Genomic DNA, 16,379 nt, shown 5'->3' with positions numbered 1-16,379 from the left:
GTAATTCTGGGGTCCTCTCTGCTTTAATAGAGAGGACCCCTTTTTTATGCGCTATCTATTTTTTTTGTTGTTGATTTCTGGCTCCCTATTTGGCCAAAAAAACATCACCACCGCTTCCGATGCCACGGCGCCACTACACGCATTACAGCCGGATTATCCTACGCCTTACGGTGCGCCTTCAATTGAAAATATCAAAAAAACCATCGACCGCGTCTATACTTATTTAGAAACGGCGACGCCATCGCATTATGTTGATAAGATCACAGGAGCAGAGGTTAAAACCTATAACGCCAATGCTATTTTTAGCAAAGGAGATTTTCGTCCGATTTCCTACGAATGGGGCGTGACTTATTCCGGAATGCTGGCTTTAACGGAAGTGACCGGAGATGTGAAATACAAGAACTATGTGTTTAATCGCCTCAATCTGATTAATTCGGCTGTTCCGGAGGCCATAAAGATTCCCGCAGATCAATCTCATGTGTTGAAAGGCTTAGTCCATCCTCGCGCATTAGATGACATAGGAGCGATGGGAATGGCGGTGATTAAGGCCAAAAAAGCTGGCTTTACAACCGATATGTCTTACATCACCAAACGTGCCTCTGACTTTATTTTAAAAGAAGAGCATCGTTTACCGGATCGTACCTTGGTGCGGATTCGACCTTTGCACCATACGATGTGGTTAGACGATGTTTATATGGCGATTCCTGCGTTGTTGCAGTTAGGGGAATATGAGGAGGCAGTTTTTCAGTTCAATGCCTACCGTAAACGGATGTTCAATCCGAACCAAAATATTTATATGCACGGTTATTTAGTGGACGCCACCGAGCACCCGGAATTTCATTGGGGGCGTGCGAATGGCTGGGCCTTGTTAACCAACTGTGAATTATTGGAGTATTTACCGGCGAATCATCCGGCTCGTCCGGAGATTTTGGCCCAATTGAAAAACCACTTGAAAGGGCTGATGGCTTTGCAGGATGGGACGGGGTTTTGGCATCAATTATTGGATAAAAATGATTCCTATTTAGAGACTTCTTGTACGGCGATTTATACCTATGTGATGGCCAAAGGCATCAATAAAGGCTGGCTCGACCCTAAAACCTATGGTCCTGCAGCGATATTAGGTTGGAATGCAGTGAATACGAAAGTGAATGAAAAAGGCCAGGTAGAAGGGACTTGCGTAGGAACAGGTTTAGCTTGGGATCCAGCTTTCTACTATCACCGCCCAATTTCACCATTTGCGGCACACGGATATGGCCCCGTATTATTAGCCGGAGCAGCCATGATGGATTTAGTGAAACATCACACTTACCAAATCAATGATTCTGCCGTACATTTGAAATAATTATGAAAAACACGTTTGATTTAACAGGAAAAATAGCGCTAGTCACGGGTTGTAAGCGAGGAATCGGAATGGCGATGGCGCTCGGTTTAGCGGAGGCAGGTGCGGATATCATTGGGGTTTCGGCTAATTTAGAATTGGTGGGTTCTCAGGTTTCCAAAGCGGTGGAGGCTTTAGGTCGCAAATTCAAAGCTTATCAGGCTGACTTCTCAAATCGCGATTCGCTCTATTCTTTTATCAAACAGTTGAAAGCTGACTATCCCCGTATCGATATTTTAGTAAACAACGCAGGAACGATTTTGCGGAATCCGGCGGCGGAACATTCAGATGAGTTTTGGGATGAGGTTTTGGAAGTGAATCTGTCATCTCAGTTTATTTTGAGCCGCGAAATCGGTTCTGAAATGATAAAACAGGGAAGTGGGAAAATTATTTTTACGGCTTCTCTATTAAGCTTTCAAGGTGGTATTAATGTGCCGGGTTATGCAGCAAGCAAAGGTGGCATCGCACGTTTAACAATGGCCTTAGCGAATGAGTGGGCTGGGAAAGGAGTAAATGTGAATGCGATTGCTCCTGGCTATATTTCCACCGATAATACGACAGCATTGCGCGAAGATAAAGAGCGCAGCGCTTCTATTTTAGGACGAATTCCGGCGGGAAGATGGGGAGAACCAGAGGACTTTAAGGGTCCGGTGGTATTCTTAGCCTCTGAAGCCTCTAATTATGTACACGGAACCATTTTGACCGTCGATGGCGGCTGGATGGGAAGGTAATTAAATAATAAAGCATAGAGCATAAAGCATAAAGTCCGGAGGGAATGAGTCCGAAGGAAAAATTGCTAAATTCATCTCCGTAGGAGATACCAACTTTATTCTTTGTGCTTTATGCTCTATTCTTTAAATTAATAAACCTATGAAAAAATTAATCCTATTTATCACCCTACTCTCCACCTCCCTTTTCGCGCAGAAAATTGATGTGGACAAACAAATCGCTCTAGCTGGTCAGCAATACCAATTGATGTTAGCGGCACAGCCAGATACAAGCACAACGATTCACTCTGCAAAACAAGATGGTACGTATAGCAATAAGCCATCTAGCTGGTGGTGTTCAGGATTTTTCCCGGGCGGACTTTGGTTCCTATATGAAAAGACGAAAGACCCGAAATGGGAGTCAGCTGCTCGTTTATGGACGGCAGCACTGAAGAAAGAGCAGTTCAATACGGGGACGCATGATCTAGGGTTTATGATGTACGATTCTTTCGGGAATGGCTTGCGTCTGACGAAGGAACCGGAATATAAGAAGGTGTTGATTCAGTCAGCTAAGTCTTTAGCGACGCGTTTTGATCCTAAGATTGGCTTAATTAAGTCTTGGAATGGCTTCAAAGGAGGTTATAAATATCCGGTGATCATCGATAACATGATGAACCTGGAATTGTTGTTTTGGGCGTCGCGCGAGACGGGGGATCCGCGTTTTAAGGAGATCGCGATTATTCACGCGGATAATACGATGAAGAACCATTTTAGGCCGGATTATTCGAGCTATCACGTGATTTGCTATGATGTAGATGGCAAGGTTTTGGCCAAAAAACAACACCAAGGCTACCAAGACGAGTCTACTTGGACACGCGGACACGCCTGGGCGATGTATGGCTATGTTGAAATGTATCGTAATACGAAGGACAAAAAATACCTCGACTTTGCCCAAAAAATCTCTGATTTCTACTTGAATCACCCGAATATGCCAGCTGACAAAATTCCATATTGGGATTTCTATGCGCCTAATATTCCTACGGAAGAACGAGATGCTTCAGCGGGTGCGATTGCGGCGTCTGCTTTGCTAGAATTGAGCACGTATTCAGGAGAAAAAGGCAAGCGTTACTATGCGGATGCTGTGAAGATGTTGGAATCGCTTTCGTCGCCGGCGTACCGTGCGGCTTTGGGAGAAAATAATCACTTCTTGATCAAGCATTGTGTGGGAGCCAAATCGCTGAATTCGGAGATTGATGTGCCTTTAATTTATGCAGATTACTATTATTTAGAAGGCTTGTTGCGCTACCAAAAAATGGCTAAAAAATAGACGGCTTTTTGGGCTGAATTTCGTACCTTTGAGGCTTCATTTTTTATCAAGCCCCATGTCAGTTAAGAAAATTCAATCAGCCTTAATTTCGGTTTATTACAAGGACGGTTTAGCGCCTATCATTCAAGAACTTCATAAAAACGGAGTGACACTTTATTCTACGGGAGGGACGCAGTCTTTCATCGAAGAATTAGGTATTCCCGTGATTGCAGTAGAAGATTTAACGGGTTATCCGTCGATCTTTGGTGGTCGTGTGAAGACGTTACATCCGAAGGTTTTTGGTGGAATCTTGCATCGTCGTGATTTAGCTGAGGATGTTGCTGTTGCCAAACAATACGATATTCCTGCTTTGGATTTAGTGATGGTGGATTTGTATCCATTCGAAGAAACAGTAGCTTCTGGAGCTTCTGATGCCGATATTATTGAGAAAATTGACATTGGTGGTATTTCTTTAATCCGTGGTGGAGCGAAGAACTTTAACGATGTATTAATCGTTTCGTCTCGTGATCAATATGCGGAGGTTGCGGCGATTTTTGCAGCACATGGCTCTACTTCGACTACGTTAGAAGAACGTAGAAGTTTTGCTGGAAAGGCTTTCCAGGTTTCCTCTCATTACGATGGAGCGATTCAACGTTATTTCGCTGGACAAACAGCTGATTTAGCTAACTACACAACCTTGCCAGTACACGGTTTACGTTACGGCGAAAACCCGCACCAACAAGGTAAATTCTATGGAGATTTAGCGGCGCTATTTGATAAATTACACGGTAAGGAATTGTCTTACAATAACTTAGTAGACGTTGATGCTTGTCTGTCTTTATTAGATGAATTTAATGAGACGGCTTTCGTGATCATTAAACATATGAATGCGTGTGGCGTGGCGACTGGAACAACGGTGAAAGAGGCCTATGATAAGGCACTTTCTTGTGATCCTATTTCGGCCTTTGGTGGCGTTTTAGCGACAAACAACACAGTGGATAAAGCAGCAGCTGAATCCATTAATCCTCTGTTTTGTGAGATTCTCATTGCGCCAGACTTTACGGTGGAGGCTTTGGAAATATTAAAGACAAAGAAAAATCGCATTTTATTGAAGCGTAACCAAGTTGCTTTCCCTAAAGTAATGTTCAAGACCCTGTTAAACGGTGTTTTAGAGCAAGATAAGGACTTAGTAATGGAAGGCGTGGAAGATTTCAAGACAGTAACGAAGCGCATTCCTACAGATGAGCAGAAGCGCGCTTTAGCGTTTGCGTTAAAGATCTGTAAGCATACGAAGTCGAATACAATCATTTTAGCGAATGATGGCCAGCTATTGGCTTCAGGAGTGGGTCAAACATCTAGAGTAGATGCTTTAAAACAAGCGATCGACAAAGCGAGGGAATTTGGATTTGATTTAAACGGAGCGGTAATGGCTTCGGATGCCTTCTTCCCATTCCCAGACTGTGTTGAAATAGCTGGAAATGCTGGGGTTGTGGCAGTTACACAGCCTGGAGGATCCATAAAAGATCAAGATTCGATTGATTATTGTGATGCAAATAATTTAGCCATGGTGATGACAGGAATTCGTCACTTCAAACACTAGGATTTTTCGGTTAAAAATTATATTTTTAGGATTAAATTCAACAACATATGCGAAGGCCTTAATGCCTTCGTTTAACCCATTTTAAATACATTATGTCAGAAGCACAAGATTCATCAGCTCAAGATCGGGCAAATTACGGTGCAGATAATATTCAAGTTTTAGAGGGATTAGAGGCGGTTCGTAAACGTCCTTCCATGTACATCGGTGATACCGGCTTTAAAGGGCTTCACCATTTGATTTGGGAGGTAGTTGATAACTCGATTGATGAGGCGTTAGCGGGTCATTGCGATATGATCAAGGTGACGATCAACACGGACAATTCCATTTTAGTAGAAGATAACGGTCGTGGTATTCCTACCGGGATGCACACGAAAGAGAAGCGTTCTGCCCTAGAGGTAGTAATGACGGTGCTTCATGCCGGTGGTAAATTCGATAAAGACACATATAAAGTTTCTGGAGGATTGCATGGTGTGGGGGTTTCTTGTGTGAACGCCTTATCGACAGATTTAAAAGTGACGGTTTATAGCCGTGATGGTAAAATTTACCAACAAGAATACAAAATTGGTGTTCCTCAATACCCAGTTAAAGAGGTAGGAACAACAGATCGTACAGGTACTTCGGTTTTATTTAAACCAGATGAGACCATTTTTACGGTAACTGAATACAAATACGAGACGGTTGCGGGTCGTTTGCGTGAATTATCCTTCTTGAATGCAGGAATTCGTATTCAATTAACTGACTTACGTGAATTAGACGAGAATGGCGTTGCTAAAACGGAAGAATTCTTCTCCGAAGGAGGACTTCGTGAGTTCGTCATGTTCCTGGATTCAACTCGTGAGCCATTGCTTTCTGAGCCGATCTATATGGAGGGTGACAAGAATGGCGTACCAGTTCAAGTAGCGATGATGTATAACACATCCTATACTGAGAACGTGGTATCGTATGTGAATAACATCAACACGATTGAAGGGGGTACGCACGTTGCGGGTTTCCGTGGCGCGTTGACGCGTACGTTGAAAAACTACGCAGATAAGTCTGGTGCATTAGATAAATTAAAGATTGATATCGCGGGGGATGACTTCCGGGAGGGTTTGACAGCGGTTATCTCGGTGAAAGTGGCGGAGCCTCAGTTTGAGGGCCAAACAAAAACCAAATTAGGTAACGGTGAGGTGTCTGGTGCCGTTTCTGCAGCGATGTCTGATATGTTAGAGTCTTGGTTAGAAGAGCACCCGAAAGAGGCTCGTCAAATCGTTGCCAAAGTAATCTTAGCTGCTCAAGCGCGTCACGCAGCTCGTAAGGCACGTGAAATGGTTCAACGTAAGACAGTCTTAGGTTCGAACTCGTTGCCTGGTAAATTAGCGGATTGCTCTGATTCAGATCCAGAAACATGTGAGATCTACCTTGTCGAAGGGGACTCAGCGGGCGGTACGGCAAAGCAAGGCCGTAACCGTGCATTCCAAGCGATCTTACCTTTACGTGGTAAGATTTTGAACGTAGAGAAAGCGCAAGAATACCGTATCTACGAAAACGAAGAGATTAAGAATATGATTACGGCGCTAGGCGTTTCTTTCGGAAAAGATGGAGATGAGCGTGCGTTGAATATGGATAAATTGCGTTACCACAAGGTGATTATCATGACCGATGCGGACGTTGACGGTAGTCACATTCGTACCTTGATTTTAACGTTCTTCTTCCGTTATATGCGGGAGTTAGTTGATCGTGGATGTATTTACATTGCACAACCTCCGTTGTACCAAGTGAAAAAAGGACAGCAGGTGCGTTATGTTTGGACAGAAGATCAACGTTCTCAAGCGATTCAAGAATTAGCCGGTGGTGGAAAAGAAGACAACGTAGGTGTACAACGTTATAAGGGTCTTGGAGAGATGAACGCGGAGCAATTGTGGGAAACGACGATGAACCCAGAGTCTCGTACCTTGAAGCAAGTGACAGTTGAATCTGCGATTGAAGCTGATTTATTATTCTCTATGTTAATGGGAGATGAAGTGGCGCCACGTCGTGACTTCATTGAGAAGAATGCTAAATACGCTAAAGTAGACGTTTAGAATGAATTTTGATTTTAAGTCGTATCATTTGCGTGGCATTCATGCAGATACACTGGAGGAAAAGCAAAAGATCAATCAGGAATTGAAAGACTTTTACAATTCCTTAACAGAGGAGGACAAACGCTTGTTTAATTTAGAACTTCAGACATTCTTGGCCACAGAAATGGGGCGTTTGGGTTCTGATTATCAAGCGATCAAAAATCAAGTTCCTACAGAATAATATGAGTGAATTAGATAAAATACTGAAACACGAAGAGTCAAAAGATTCCCTTGCCGGGAATCTTTTGTCTTTACTTACGCCTACGAACTGGAAGATTAATTTGATGGCTCCTCGCGAGCAAAATCGCAAGGTGGATAAGTCGACCCAAAAGTCGAAGGATACCATTGTGAAATCAAAATTCATCTCGCGTGATTTGTCATGGTTGAAGTTTGATGAGCGCGTTTTGGATCAGGCTCGTGATAGTTCAAAGTCACTTTTTGATCGCTTGAAATTTTTGGCGATTACGGCCTCTAATTTGGATGAGTTCTTTACCATTCGGATGGGCTCTTTGTATAATTACATTGATTTAGGGAAGGAAAGAACGGATTATTGTGGATTGCGGGAGGTTCCCTTCAAGCAGGCCATTATTAACGATGCGCAGGAATTTACACAAGAAAAGCACCGTCTTTTTATGGAGGAAATCTTGCCTTTATTTCCGGAGAATGGGCTTTTATTAGCTTGCTTAGATGATTTGAGTGAGGAGGAGAAGGAAGAAGTAGCGACTTATTTTCAGCGAACTATCTATCCTATGTTAACGCCGATGGTGTTCGATCACACGCACACGTTCCCGAGTTTGTTAGCAAAGACCTTGATTTTTGGGGTGGTGACTTTAGGTCTTTCGGATAAGAAAAAGACAGGAAACGAGCGGGAGCAAAAGATCTCTTTTGTTCAGATTCCATTGAATTTGAAGCGTTTCTATGTTATCGAAAGAGAGGATAAAGTGTTATTTATCCCGATCGAAGAGATCATACGTCACCATTTGCAGGTTTTGTATCGCAATGTGGAGATTGAATCAACGACCTTGTTTCGCATTACGCGTAATGGGGATTTTGATTTAGTGGAACATGAGGATTCGGATACGGATTTTGTGGATGAGGTAAAGAAGAAGATTAAGGACCGTCGTTTGGGTCGTGTGACGCGTGTGGAGGTGGAGAAATTTCATTCGGATTTCTTGTTGACCGAGATGTTAAAGCGTTGGAATTTAGATCGTTCGGATATCTTTATCAAGAATTCGATTTTGGATTTTACGTGTTTTTGGCAAATATTAAAACATGCAGAATTTAAGACGCAAATGGCTGTTAATCCGGCTGTGGTTCCCGCTTTAGGTCTGAAATCAGTGGTGATTGATGACATATTTGATACGATTAAACGAGGTGATATTTTATTGCATCATCCCTACAATAATTTTGAGCCCGTTATTCAATTATTGGAGCAGGCAGCAGATGATCCTAAAGTCTTAGCGATTAAGATCACCCTGTATCGTATTTCTAAAAACTCCCGAATTTCAAGTGCTTTGTTGCGTGCGGCGGAACAGGGAAAACACGTTTCGGTCTTGTTTGAGGTAAAGGCGCGTTTCGATGAGGAGAACAATATCAAGGAGGCCACTAAATTGCAGAAAGCGGGTTGCTTCGTGATTTATGGTATTCCGGGATTGAAAACGCACACGAAATTGCTACAAGTTATTCGTAACGAAGGCAATCATGTGGTGAGTTATGCCCACCTTTCTTCTGGAAATTACAATGAGGATACGGCGAAATTATATACTGATATTGGCCTTCTGACGACGGATACTCGAATTACACAGGATATTTCAGAGTTCTTCAACGTAATTACGGGCCATTCGATGCCTACCCATTACGAGCATTTGATCACGGCGCCACGCGATATGCGGAATCGCCTGATTGAAATGATCGAGAATGAGGTGAAGAATCACAAGGAAGGTAAGCCAGCGGGTATTTGCTGGAAAATAAATTCCTTGCAGGATTTGAAGACGATGGAGGCCCTTTATAAGGCTTCGCAAGCGGGTTTACCCGTGCTTTTGATTGTACGCGGTATCTGTTGTATTCGTCCACAACGTAAAGGTTTGTCAGAGAATATCTTCATTAAATCGATCGTTGGGGAATATTTAGAGCATACGCGCTTGTATTATTTTCACAATGCCGGTGATCCTAAAATTTACGGGGGTAGCGCGGATGTGATGGTACGAAGTTTTGACAGACGTATTGAATCCTTATTTGAATTAGTGAACACACGCGCGAAGAATCTGGCTATTACCATCTTAGATTGGAATCTTCGGGATACGAAGAATTCGTATGAGATGCAGGAGGATGGAACGTATTGGAAAATTGAGAGTGAGGAGCCATTCAATATCCACTCTAAATTTTACGAAATCAAAGACGAGGATTTGGTTGCCGAATTAGCATTTGATAAATTTACAATTAGCCTAGAAATGAAATAGGCGAATTACACCAAAAAACAACACATGGAAAGATTTACAGGATTGCTCGGTATCGTATTGATTTTGGGCGTATCATTTTTGATGTCTAATAACCGAAAAGCAATTAATTACCGGACGGTAGGCGTAGGTCTTTTAATGCAGGTGTTGTTAGCGGTGTTTATCTTAAAGACAGAAACAGGCCAAAACCTCTTTCAGTGGTTAGGTGATTCCATCAATACCTTATTAGGTCAAGCGGATAAAGGAGCACAATTCGTGTTCGGATCGCTGGTAAATCGCGATTTGATGATCAAGGCCTTTGGCCCAGGAAATGATTATATTTTCTTCTTCAAAGTAGTTCCAACTATCATTTTTGTAGCGGTTTTAGTGAATATGTTCTATCATCTAGGCATATTACAACGTGTTGTTTCCTTTGTGGGCAAAGGTGTTCACAGGTTAATGGGCGTGAGTGGGGCAGAGGCGCTTTCGAATGTGGCATCCACGTTTGTAGGGCAGGTAGAGGCTCAAATCATGATCAAGCCTTATTTGAAAAACATGACGAATTCGGAGCTGATGGCTTCGATGACGGGTTCATTCGCATGTATTGCGGGTGGTGTGATGGCGGTTTATATCTCTTTAGGTGTTCCTGCTGCCTATTTATTAGCTGCCAGCTTGATGGCCGCTCCCGGTGCGCTAGTGATCTCGAAAATTATGTTCCCTGAAACCGAGAAATCGGAGACAGAAGGGGAAGTGAAATTAGAATTATCTAAAACACACGCGAATTTAGTCGATGCGATTGCGGCAGGTGCGAGCGAAGGATTGAAAGTGGGGTTGAATGTGATCGCCATGTTGATCGGTTTTATTGCCTTGATCGCTTTAGTCGATTTAGGTTTAGGACATATCGGTGCTTGGATTAGCTATCCAGAATTATCTATGAATACGATTTTAGGAAAGGTATTCTCTGTATTTGCTTTCGCGATGGGAGTTCCCGCTCAAGATGTGGAAGTCGCTGGTGCTTTAATGGGAAAGAAGATGGTGGTAAATGAATTCGTCGCCTATTTAGATATGGTAAAGTTGAAAGAAACCTTAGATCCTAAGACAATTGCGATTACGAGCTTTGCTCTTTGTGGATTTGCTAACTTCTCCTCTGTTGCTATCCAAATCGGGGGCATCGGAGAATTAGCTCCCTCTCGTCGTTCCGATTTAGCAAAATTAGGCTTCAAGGCCTTAATTGCAGGCACTTTGGCTTCTTATTTATCAGCTACCTTAGCCGGCTTATTATTGTAATATGCGCATTGATCCCGAAACCGTCGAGCGAATAAAGCAAACGGCTGCGGTGGCAGACGTGATCGGGGATTATGTGACGATTAAGAAGAAAGGTGCGAACTATTGGGCTTGCTGTCCTTTTCATGGGGAGAAAACTCCTTCCTTCTCTATTTCCCCAGCAAAGGGAATTTATAAATGTTTTGGGTGTGGTAAAGCAGGCGATTCTGTTCGCTTTGTGATGGATATGGAAGGCCTGGGCTATGGGGAGGCTTTACGTCATTTGGCCAAAAAATACGGCATCGACATCCAAGAAGAGGAAATGACCGATGACCAGCTTGTTCGTCAAAACGAACGCGAAAGCTTGCTCATCATCCTTGAATACGCGAAAGAGTTCTTCAAAAAACAATTATACGATACTGACGAAGGCAAATCCATCGCCTTGCCTTATTTCAAGGAACGGGGTTTCTCAGACGCTACCTTACAATCCTTCGATTTAGGGTATAGCCCGGAAGCCTGGGATGCTTTCTTGAAATCTGCCTTAAAGCAGGGTTTTTCACAGGAAATCATTGAGAAAGCAGGGTTAGTCACACAAAAGAATGACGATGGAAAGGTTTATGACCGTTTCCGCAACCGCGTTATATTCCCGATTCACAATGTGTCAGGTAAGATTATTGCTTTTGGTGCTCGTATTCTTAGAAATGATGCGAAGAATCAGGCCAAATACCTAAACTCACCGGAAACGGAAGTCTACCATAAATCGGCGACGCTCTATGGCATCGCGCAAGCGAAGAATGAGATCCGTACGAAGGACGTTTGTTACTTAGTAGAAGGTTATACCGATGTTATTTCGCTGCACCAAGCGGGAATTAAGAACGTCGTGGCATCGTCAGGAACGTCTTTGACCATCGAACAGATCAAGTTAATTGGTCGCTTTACTCAGCATGTGACCGTTCTATACGATGGTGATTCTGCTGGAATTAAGGCTGCTTTACGCGGGATGGATTTGATCCTAGAAGAAGGTTTACAAGTGAATTTAGTCGTATTCCCTGAGGGAAATGATCCGGATTCCTTTGTGCGCAAGATTGGTTCTGAGGCATTTGTTGATTACATCAAAAAGGAAGCAAAGGATGTCATCTCGTTCCAAGCAAACCTTTTTAAAGAGGAAGCGGGCGACGATCCATTCAAGAAAGCCGAAATGATTAAGGAAATGGTGCAATCCATTTCGAAAATACCCGATGCGATTCAACGTAGTCTTTTTATCCAGAAGACCGCCACGATGATGCGGATGGATGAGGACGTGCTTTTAGCGGAATTGAATAAGATCCAGTTGAAAAAAATCAAAGGAGCAAGTTCAGATCCTCAGCAAATATCTGCACAGCAATATGCGGAAGTACGGGATCTAATCGAACCGATTTCAGCGGACCAGCCAGCAGAAGTGGCTAACTTGGCCTATTACCAAGAATTAGAATGCGTCCGCCTTTTGATCAATTACGGACATTTAGAGATCAATCCGGAAAAAGCTCCAGGTTTAACCGTAGTTCATTATTTGATTGAAGAATTAGAAGGAACTGTTTTCCAAACACCTTTATTTATTCGCATCCTGGATTTGTGTAAACAAGAATTTGCAGCTCAAAGGGCACCTAAGCCAGATTTTTTCTTGCATCATTCGGACGAGGAAATTCAATCCTTCTCCATCAATATCTCCTCTGATAAACATTCAGTGTCTTCGGAATGGAAGGATAAACATGAGATTCGCGTGAACACAGATGAGGAAATGCTGGAAGATTTAGCTTATAAGAATGTATTACGTCTGAGGAAGGTCTATAATGACCAACATTTGCAAGAAATCTTAAGCAAATTAGATGCTTTAATGGCGGATGCAGCGGAAATGGATGAAGTATTGCTTGAATTCATCCGTTTGAAAGAAATTCAAAAGAATATTTCCCAGGAATTAGGCACCGTTATTGAAAAATAGCCTATTTTTGCGTTAGAATGAAGAAAATACTTGCCATAATGCTATTCTCTGTACTGCTTTACCAAGCAGGCGGTTTCGCATTACGGTATTTATCAGAAGTCAATTCGGTAGGCTCTGACTCGGAAACGGAAGAGACTGTTGTCGTTAAAATTCCCATTAATTTGCCTTATCAAACGGATTGGGTATCTTCAGAAGAGGTAGAGGGTTCTGTTCGCCAAGGTGATGAATTCTACGAAATGAAGGAGCGTAAGGTGGAAAATGACACCTTAGTAACGGTGATGGTGAAAGACCGAAATGCTCGAGAAAACTTCTTTAATTTAGCGGAGCAGGTAAACGAACACTTAACCGATGAGCCTGGTTCTACTCCAGCTAAAACGGAATTAATTAATACCCTAGTGAAAGAATATTGTGCTCAGTCGTCTGGCTGGGTTCTTTATATTTTGGAATGGCCTGCTTCGATTGAGGCACCCATTCATTCTATTTTATCTACAAAAGACTTCTCGTCTGATTTTTTCTCGCCGCCCCGGCAAGCTTAATTTTTTTTGATTCTATTTTTTACATAAGACAAAACTGTCCTATGTAATCGTGTATTATTTTAAAAATTAAGCAAATGAAAAAGTTAATTACTCTTTTATTTTGTTTGCTAGGTTTCGTCGAATTGAAGGCACAAATGCCTCATGACGCGATTTATATGAACAAAAAATTAGCCTGTGGGGCTTTAGTCTATGGAAATAGCTCTTGGACAAATTATTGGGAAAATGGGCTAAAACGTGATAATCCTAATTTAGGGCGTTTAACGACTCAATCAGCTACTGCTATGATTGCCTATGGAATTACACGTGACATCAATGTAATAGCTATGATTCCTTATGTCAAAACGACTGCGAGTCAAGGTAATTTAATGGGACAACAAGGTCTGCAGGATGCCTCCGTTTTTGTGAAGACAAAAACGAAGTCTTACCATGGCATTACAGCTCATGGGGTTTTAGGTTTCAGTGTTCCAGTGACAAATTATGTGCCCGATTTTATGCCCTTGTCGATTGGTTTAGGAACGAAAACACTTTTAATGCGTGGAATGCTGTCTTATACTTTACCTAAACATATCTATGTTAATTCCTCTATAGCATATCATGCGAGAAGCCAAGTAAAAGTGGATCGTGATGCGTATTTAGTAAGTTCTAAATTATACCAAACAAATCAGGTAGCCGTTCCGGATGCTTTTGATGCGGCTTTTCGAATAGGCTATCTCAAAAAGGATAATCAAATCGAATTTTTCGCTGAACATTTTTCTTGCACAGATGGAGATGATATTCGACGGAATGATATGCCTTTCTTAACGAATGACATGACGATGACGACGGTGGGTATTTATGGTAAATACCAGCCAAAAGCTTTGGGTGTTAATGCACGCGTGGCTTATGTGACTGATGGTCAGAATGCAGGCCAAAGTACGTCCATTTCAATAGGAGTTTTGTATCAGTTTAAAATCAAATAAGATGAGATATTATATTAGTTTATTTATATTTTTTAGCTTGTGGTCCTGCGATAAATCAGTCTCAGAATCCATGATAGAGCCTTATGCTCCTGTTAAAATCGATGAATCAGCAGGCAGTTGGAAGACTTTTGTTTTAACAAGCTCCACTGAGGTGGTAGTGCCTGCTTTAAATTCAGATGCAGCCTATAAAAAGGAAGTGGATTCGCTGAAATCGATTTTGTTAACGGCTGACCAAAAGGCAGCCGTTCAGTACTGGGGAGCGGGTGCTGTCCTACGTTGGAATGAAATTGCGCGTGAATTAGCCGCTAGGTATAATCTCCCTCCTGCAGCTAATGCTTCAGGTGTTTATCCGGTGCCTAATCCGGCGGATCCTTTGGCAGACCCTAAATTCCCTTTTGCTAATCCGCCTTACACAGCCAGAGCTTTAGCCTATCTAAGTGTGGCGCAATATGATGCTTTAGTGAGTGCTTGGAAGTATAAATACCAATACAACCGCCCCGCGCCATCTGTGTTGGACGCCTCCATTAAGCCCTTATTGCCAGTTTCTACATTGCCAGCCTATCCTTCGGAAGATGCGGTGGTGGCGCAAGTTAGCTATGTGATTTTATTAGCGATGTTTCCAGGCGAAGGCCCTTTTTTAGCCGAAAAATTGGCGGAATCAAAGAATGTGCCAATTTGGGCGAAAACAAATGTGAGTTCAGATGTAATTGCTGGAGCTAATTTGGGAGCAGCGGTAGCGGCGAAAGTGATGGCTAAAGCAAAAGCGGATGGAATGAGTGCTGCAAATAATCAGGCGATAGTACCTGATTTGATTGCTCATTCAAAATCAATCGGATTTACTACCGTTTGGGCAAGTCAAGAATCACCTGTTCGTCCACCGATGTTGCCCAATTATGGTGCCGTAAAAACGTGGAATTTTGATCGCGCTACCTTAGAATCGATTCGCCCTGCCATTCCTTATTTACCAGGTTCAGAAGCATTTAATAAAGATTTGGCAGAATTGCAGGCCATCAATAAAAGCCAAACTCGAGAGCAGGCTTCCATTGCTAATTACTGGGCAGATGGTCCAGGTTCTTATACACCTCCAGGGCATTGGCATCGCTATGCTTGTGAAGCTGGTGTAGAAGCAAAATATTCACAAGTGCGCATGGCGCGTATGCTTGCTTATGTAGGTACTGCATTAATGGACGCTGGCGTCGCTTGTTGGGAAACGAAATACTTCTATTACAGTCCTCGACCTCAACAGTTTGATTTAAAGACATCAGTAGGTTTACCTAATTTCCCTAGTTATACCTCCGGGCACTCGACTTTCTCTTTTGCAGCTGCTACCGTATTAGCATCCTTGTTTCCGGAAAAAGCAAACACTTTTTTGGCCAATGCGCAGCAAGCATCTGATTCTCGGGTGTATGGTTTGATTCACTTCCGGGTGGATTGCACGATCGGGGGAACGCATGGTAAGGTGATAGGAGATTATGCGGTGAAACGTGCGAAGGCAGATGGAGCTAATTAATCATTTGTAAAATAAAAAAGGCCTCTATTAGTAGAGGCCTTTTTATTATGCTTTATGCTTGCGAAGCTTATTCACCTGGAGCTAATTTTCTATCTGCAATGTACATTTTTTGAATTTTGCCATTCACAATATTCGCATCAAAGTATCTGTTAACTTTCGTTTCTTTTCCATCAACGGTATGTGTAACTGTTCCGGAAGAAGTTACCCATTCGCTCACTTTACCATTTTTGTCTATTGACTTATTGGCCAAAGAAAAGTTTAATTTCCACTTAGGATTCATATTCGTAAAATACGTAGCCATATAATTTTTATAGTCGTCACCTGTAGTTAAAACATCACCATCCGGAGTATAAATCTTTAAACTATCACTTGCTTCTAAACTACGTAGCTTAGCTGTGTCCCGATCATTGAGTGCTTGAATCCAATTTTCAAATAGGGTAACGTTGGTAGTGTCTCCTCCGTAAAGGGCTGTTTTTTCGCTGCCTCCAGCCAAATCGAATCCAATAGATTGTTTTTCGGCGGTAGAACTTTGTTCTTTACATGCCATAAATGAGGCTGATACAGCTAAAATTAATAGTAATTTTTTCATATTGATTGTGTTTAAA

At 42.4% G+C, this 16,379-nt stretch carries 13 protein-coding genes; 12 read left to right on the top strand and 1 reads right to left on the bottom strand.

The genetic code is table 11. The features are described 5' to 3' along the window. Window positions 1-46 precede the first annotated feature (46 nt). The 12 genes from ACRZ9O_RS03925 to ACRZ9O_RS03870 all read left to right on the top strand — a co-directional run bounded on the left by ACRZ9O_RS03925 (window position 47) and on the right by ACRZ9O_RS03870 (window position 15,774). Complete coding sequence (locus ACRZ9O_RS03925) at window positions 47-1,342, top strand: glycoside hydrolase family 88/105 protein (RefSeq protein WP_459456557.1); 1,296 nt, start codon at window positions 47-49, stop codon at window positions 1,340-1,342. A 2-nt stretch (window positions 1,343-1,344) separates the two neighbouring features. Next, window positions 1,345-2,109, top strand: coding sequence for an SDR family oxidoreductase (locus ACRZ9O_RS03920; RefSeq protein ID WP_459456555.1), 765 nt, complete (start codon window positions 1,345-1,347; stop codon window positions 2,107-2,109). Between the two features lie 139 nt (window positions 2,110-2,248). Continuing rightward, window positions 2,249-3,412 (top strand): glycoside hydrolase family 88 protein, encoded by a 1,164-nt coding sequence (locus ACRZ9O_RS03915; protein WP_459456553.1) that lies wholly within the window; start codon window positions 2,249-2,251, stop codon window positions 3,410-3,412. A gap of 55 nt (window positions 3,413-3,467) precedes the next feature. Then, window positions 3,468-4,991: a bifunctional phosphoribosylaminoimidazolecarboxamide formyltransferase/IMP cyclohydrolase gene (gene purH / locus ACRZ9O_RS03910; RefSeq protein ID WP_459456551.1), complete on the top strand. Its 1,524-nt coding sequence runs from the start codon at window positions 3,468-3,470 to the stop codon at window positions 4,989-4,991. 92 nt (window positions 4,992-5,083) lie between these two features. Next, entirely contained in the window at window positions 5,084-7,054 is a 1,971-nt protein-coding gene (gene gyrB, locus ACRZ9O_RS03905) for a DNA topoisomerase (ATP-hydrolyzing) subunit B (protein ID WP_459456549.1), read from the top strand. 1 nt (window position 7,055) lies between these two features. After that, the gene (locus ACRZ9O_RS03900; protein ID WP_459456547.1) at window positions 7,056-7,274 is read left to right on the top strand and encodes a hypothetical protein; all 219 of its coding nucleotides are present in this window, start codon (window positions 7,056-7,058) and stop codon (window positions 7,272-7,274) included. A 1-nt stretch (window position 7,275) separates the two neighbouring features. Next, window positions 7,276-9,552, top strand: a complete 2,277-nt coding sequence (ppk1, locus tag ACRZ9O_RS03895; RefSeq protein WP_459456545.1) for a polyphosphate kinase 1 — start codon at window positions 7,276-7,278, stop codon at window positions 9,550-9,552. A 24-nt stretch (window positions 9,553-9,576) separates the two neighbouring features. Beyond that, entirely contained in the window at window positions 9,577-10,815 is a 1,239-nt protein-coding gene (locus ACRZ9O_RS03890; RefSeq protein WP_459456543.1) for a NupC/NupG family nucleoside CNT transporter, read from the top strand. Between the two features lies 1 nt (window position 10,816). Next, window positions 10,817-12,769, top strand: coding sequence for a DNA primase (gene dnaG, locus ACRZ9O_RS03885; RefSeq protein ID WP_459456541.1), 1,953 nt, complete (start codon window positions 10,817-10,819; stop codon window positions 12,767-12,769). A gap of 17 nt (window positions 12,770-12,786) precedes the next feature. Further along, window positions 12,787-13,305, top strand: a complete 519-nt coding sequence (locus ACRZ9O_RS03880) for a hypothetical protein (RefSeq protein WP_459456539.1) — start codon at window positions 12,787-12,789, stop codon at window positions 13,303-13,305. 74 nt (window positions 13,306-13,379) lie between these two features. After that, window positions 13,380-14,264: a hypothetical protein gene (locus ACRZ9O_RS03875; protein WP_459456537.1), complete on the top strand. Its 885-nt coding sequence runs from the start codon at window positions 13,380-13,382 to the stop codon at window positions 14,262-14,264. A 1-nt stretch (window position 14,265) separates the two neighbouring features. Further along, window positions 14,266-15,774: a vanadium-dependent haloperoxidase gene (locus ACRZ9O_RS03870; protein WP_459456535.1), complete on the top strand. Its 1,509-nt coding sequence runs from the start codon at window positions 14,266-14,268 to the stop codon at window positions 15,772-15,774. Between the two features lie 67 nt (window positions 15,775-15,841). On the opposite strand, the gene ACRZ9O_RS03865 is transcribed toward ACRZ9O_RS03870, so the two are convergent. Further along, on the bottom strand, window positions 15,842-16,363 hold the full coding sequence (locus tag ACRZ9O_RS03865; RefSeq protein ID WP_459456533.1) for a nuclear transport factor 2 family protein: 522 nt from the start codon (window positions 16,361-16,363) through the stop codon (window positions 15,842-15,844). Window positions 16,364-16,379: the final 16 nt, after the last annotated feature.

It is taken from the genome of Aquirufa sp. HETE-40SA (genome assembly GCF_054558635.1).
This window is presented reverse-complemented; position numbering and strand designations above follow the sequence as displayed.

Coding starts and splice junctions, on each gene's coding strand:
- ACRZ9O_RS03870 (WP_459456535.1), top strand. CDS start 14,266: ATGAGATATTATATTAGTTTATTTATATTTTTTAGCTTGTGGTCCTGC.
- ACRZ9O_RS03920 (WP_459456555.1), top strand. CDS start 1,345: ATGAAAAACACGTTTGATTTAACAGGAAAAATAGCGCTAGTCACGGGT.
- ACRZ9O_RS03925 (WP_459456557.1), top strand. CDS start 47: ATGCGCTATCTATTTTTTTTGTTGTTGATTTCTGGCTCCCTATTTGGC.
- ACRZ9O_RS03900 (WP_459456547.1), top strand. CDS start 7,056: ATGAATTTTGATTTTAAGTCGTATCATTTGCGTGGCATTCATGCAGAT.
- purH (WP_459456551.1), top strand. CDS start 3,468: ATGTCAGTTAAGAAAATTCAATCAGCCTTAATTTCGGTTTATTACAAG.
- ppk1 (WP_459456545.1), top strand. CDS start 7,276: ATGAGTGAATTAGATAAAATACTGAAACACGAAGAGTCAAAAGATTCC.
- ACRZ9O_RS03915 (WP_459456553.1), top strand. CDS start 2,249: ATGAAAAAATTAATCCTATTTATCACCCTACTCTCCACCTCCCTTTTC.
- ACRZ9O_RS03865 (WP_459456533.1), bottom strand. CDS start 16,363: ATGAAAAAATTACTATTAATTTTAGCTGTATCAGCCTCATTTATGGCA.
- dnaG (WP_459456541.1), top strand. CDS start 10,817: ATGCGCATTGATCCCGAAACCGTCGAGCGAATAAAGCAAACGGCTGCG.
- ACRZ9O_RS03880 (WP_459456539.1), top strand. CDS start 12,787: ATGAAGAAAATACTTGCCATAATGCTATTCTCTGTACTGCTTTACCAA.
- ACRZ9O_RS03890 (WP_459456543.1), top strand. CDS start 9,577: ATGGAAAGATTTACAGGATTGCTCGGTATCGTATTGATTTTGGGCGTA.
- gyrB (WP_459456549.1), top strand. CDS start 5,084: ATGTCAGAAGCACAAGATTCATCAGCTCAAGATCGGGCAAATTACGGT.
- ACRZ9O_RS03875 (WP_459456537.1), top strand. CDS start 13,380: ATGAAAAAGTTAATTACTCTTTTATTTTGTTTGCTAGGTTTCGTCGAA.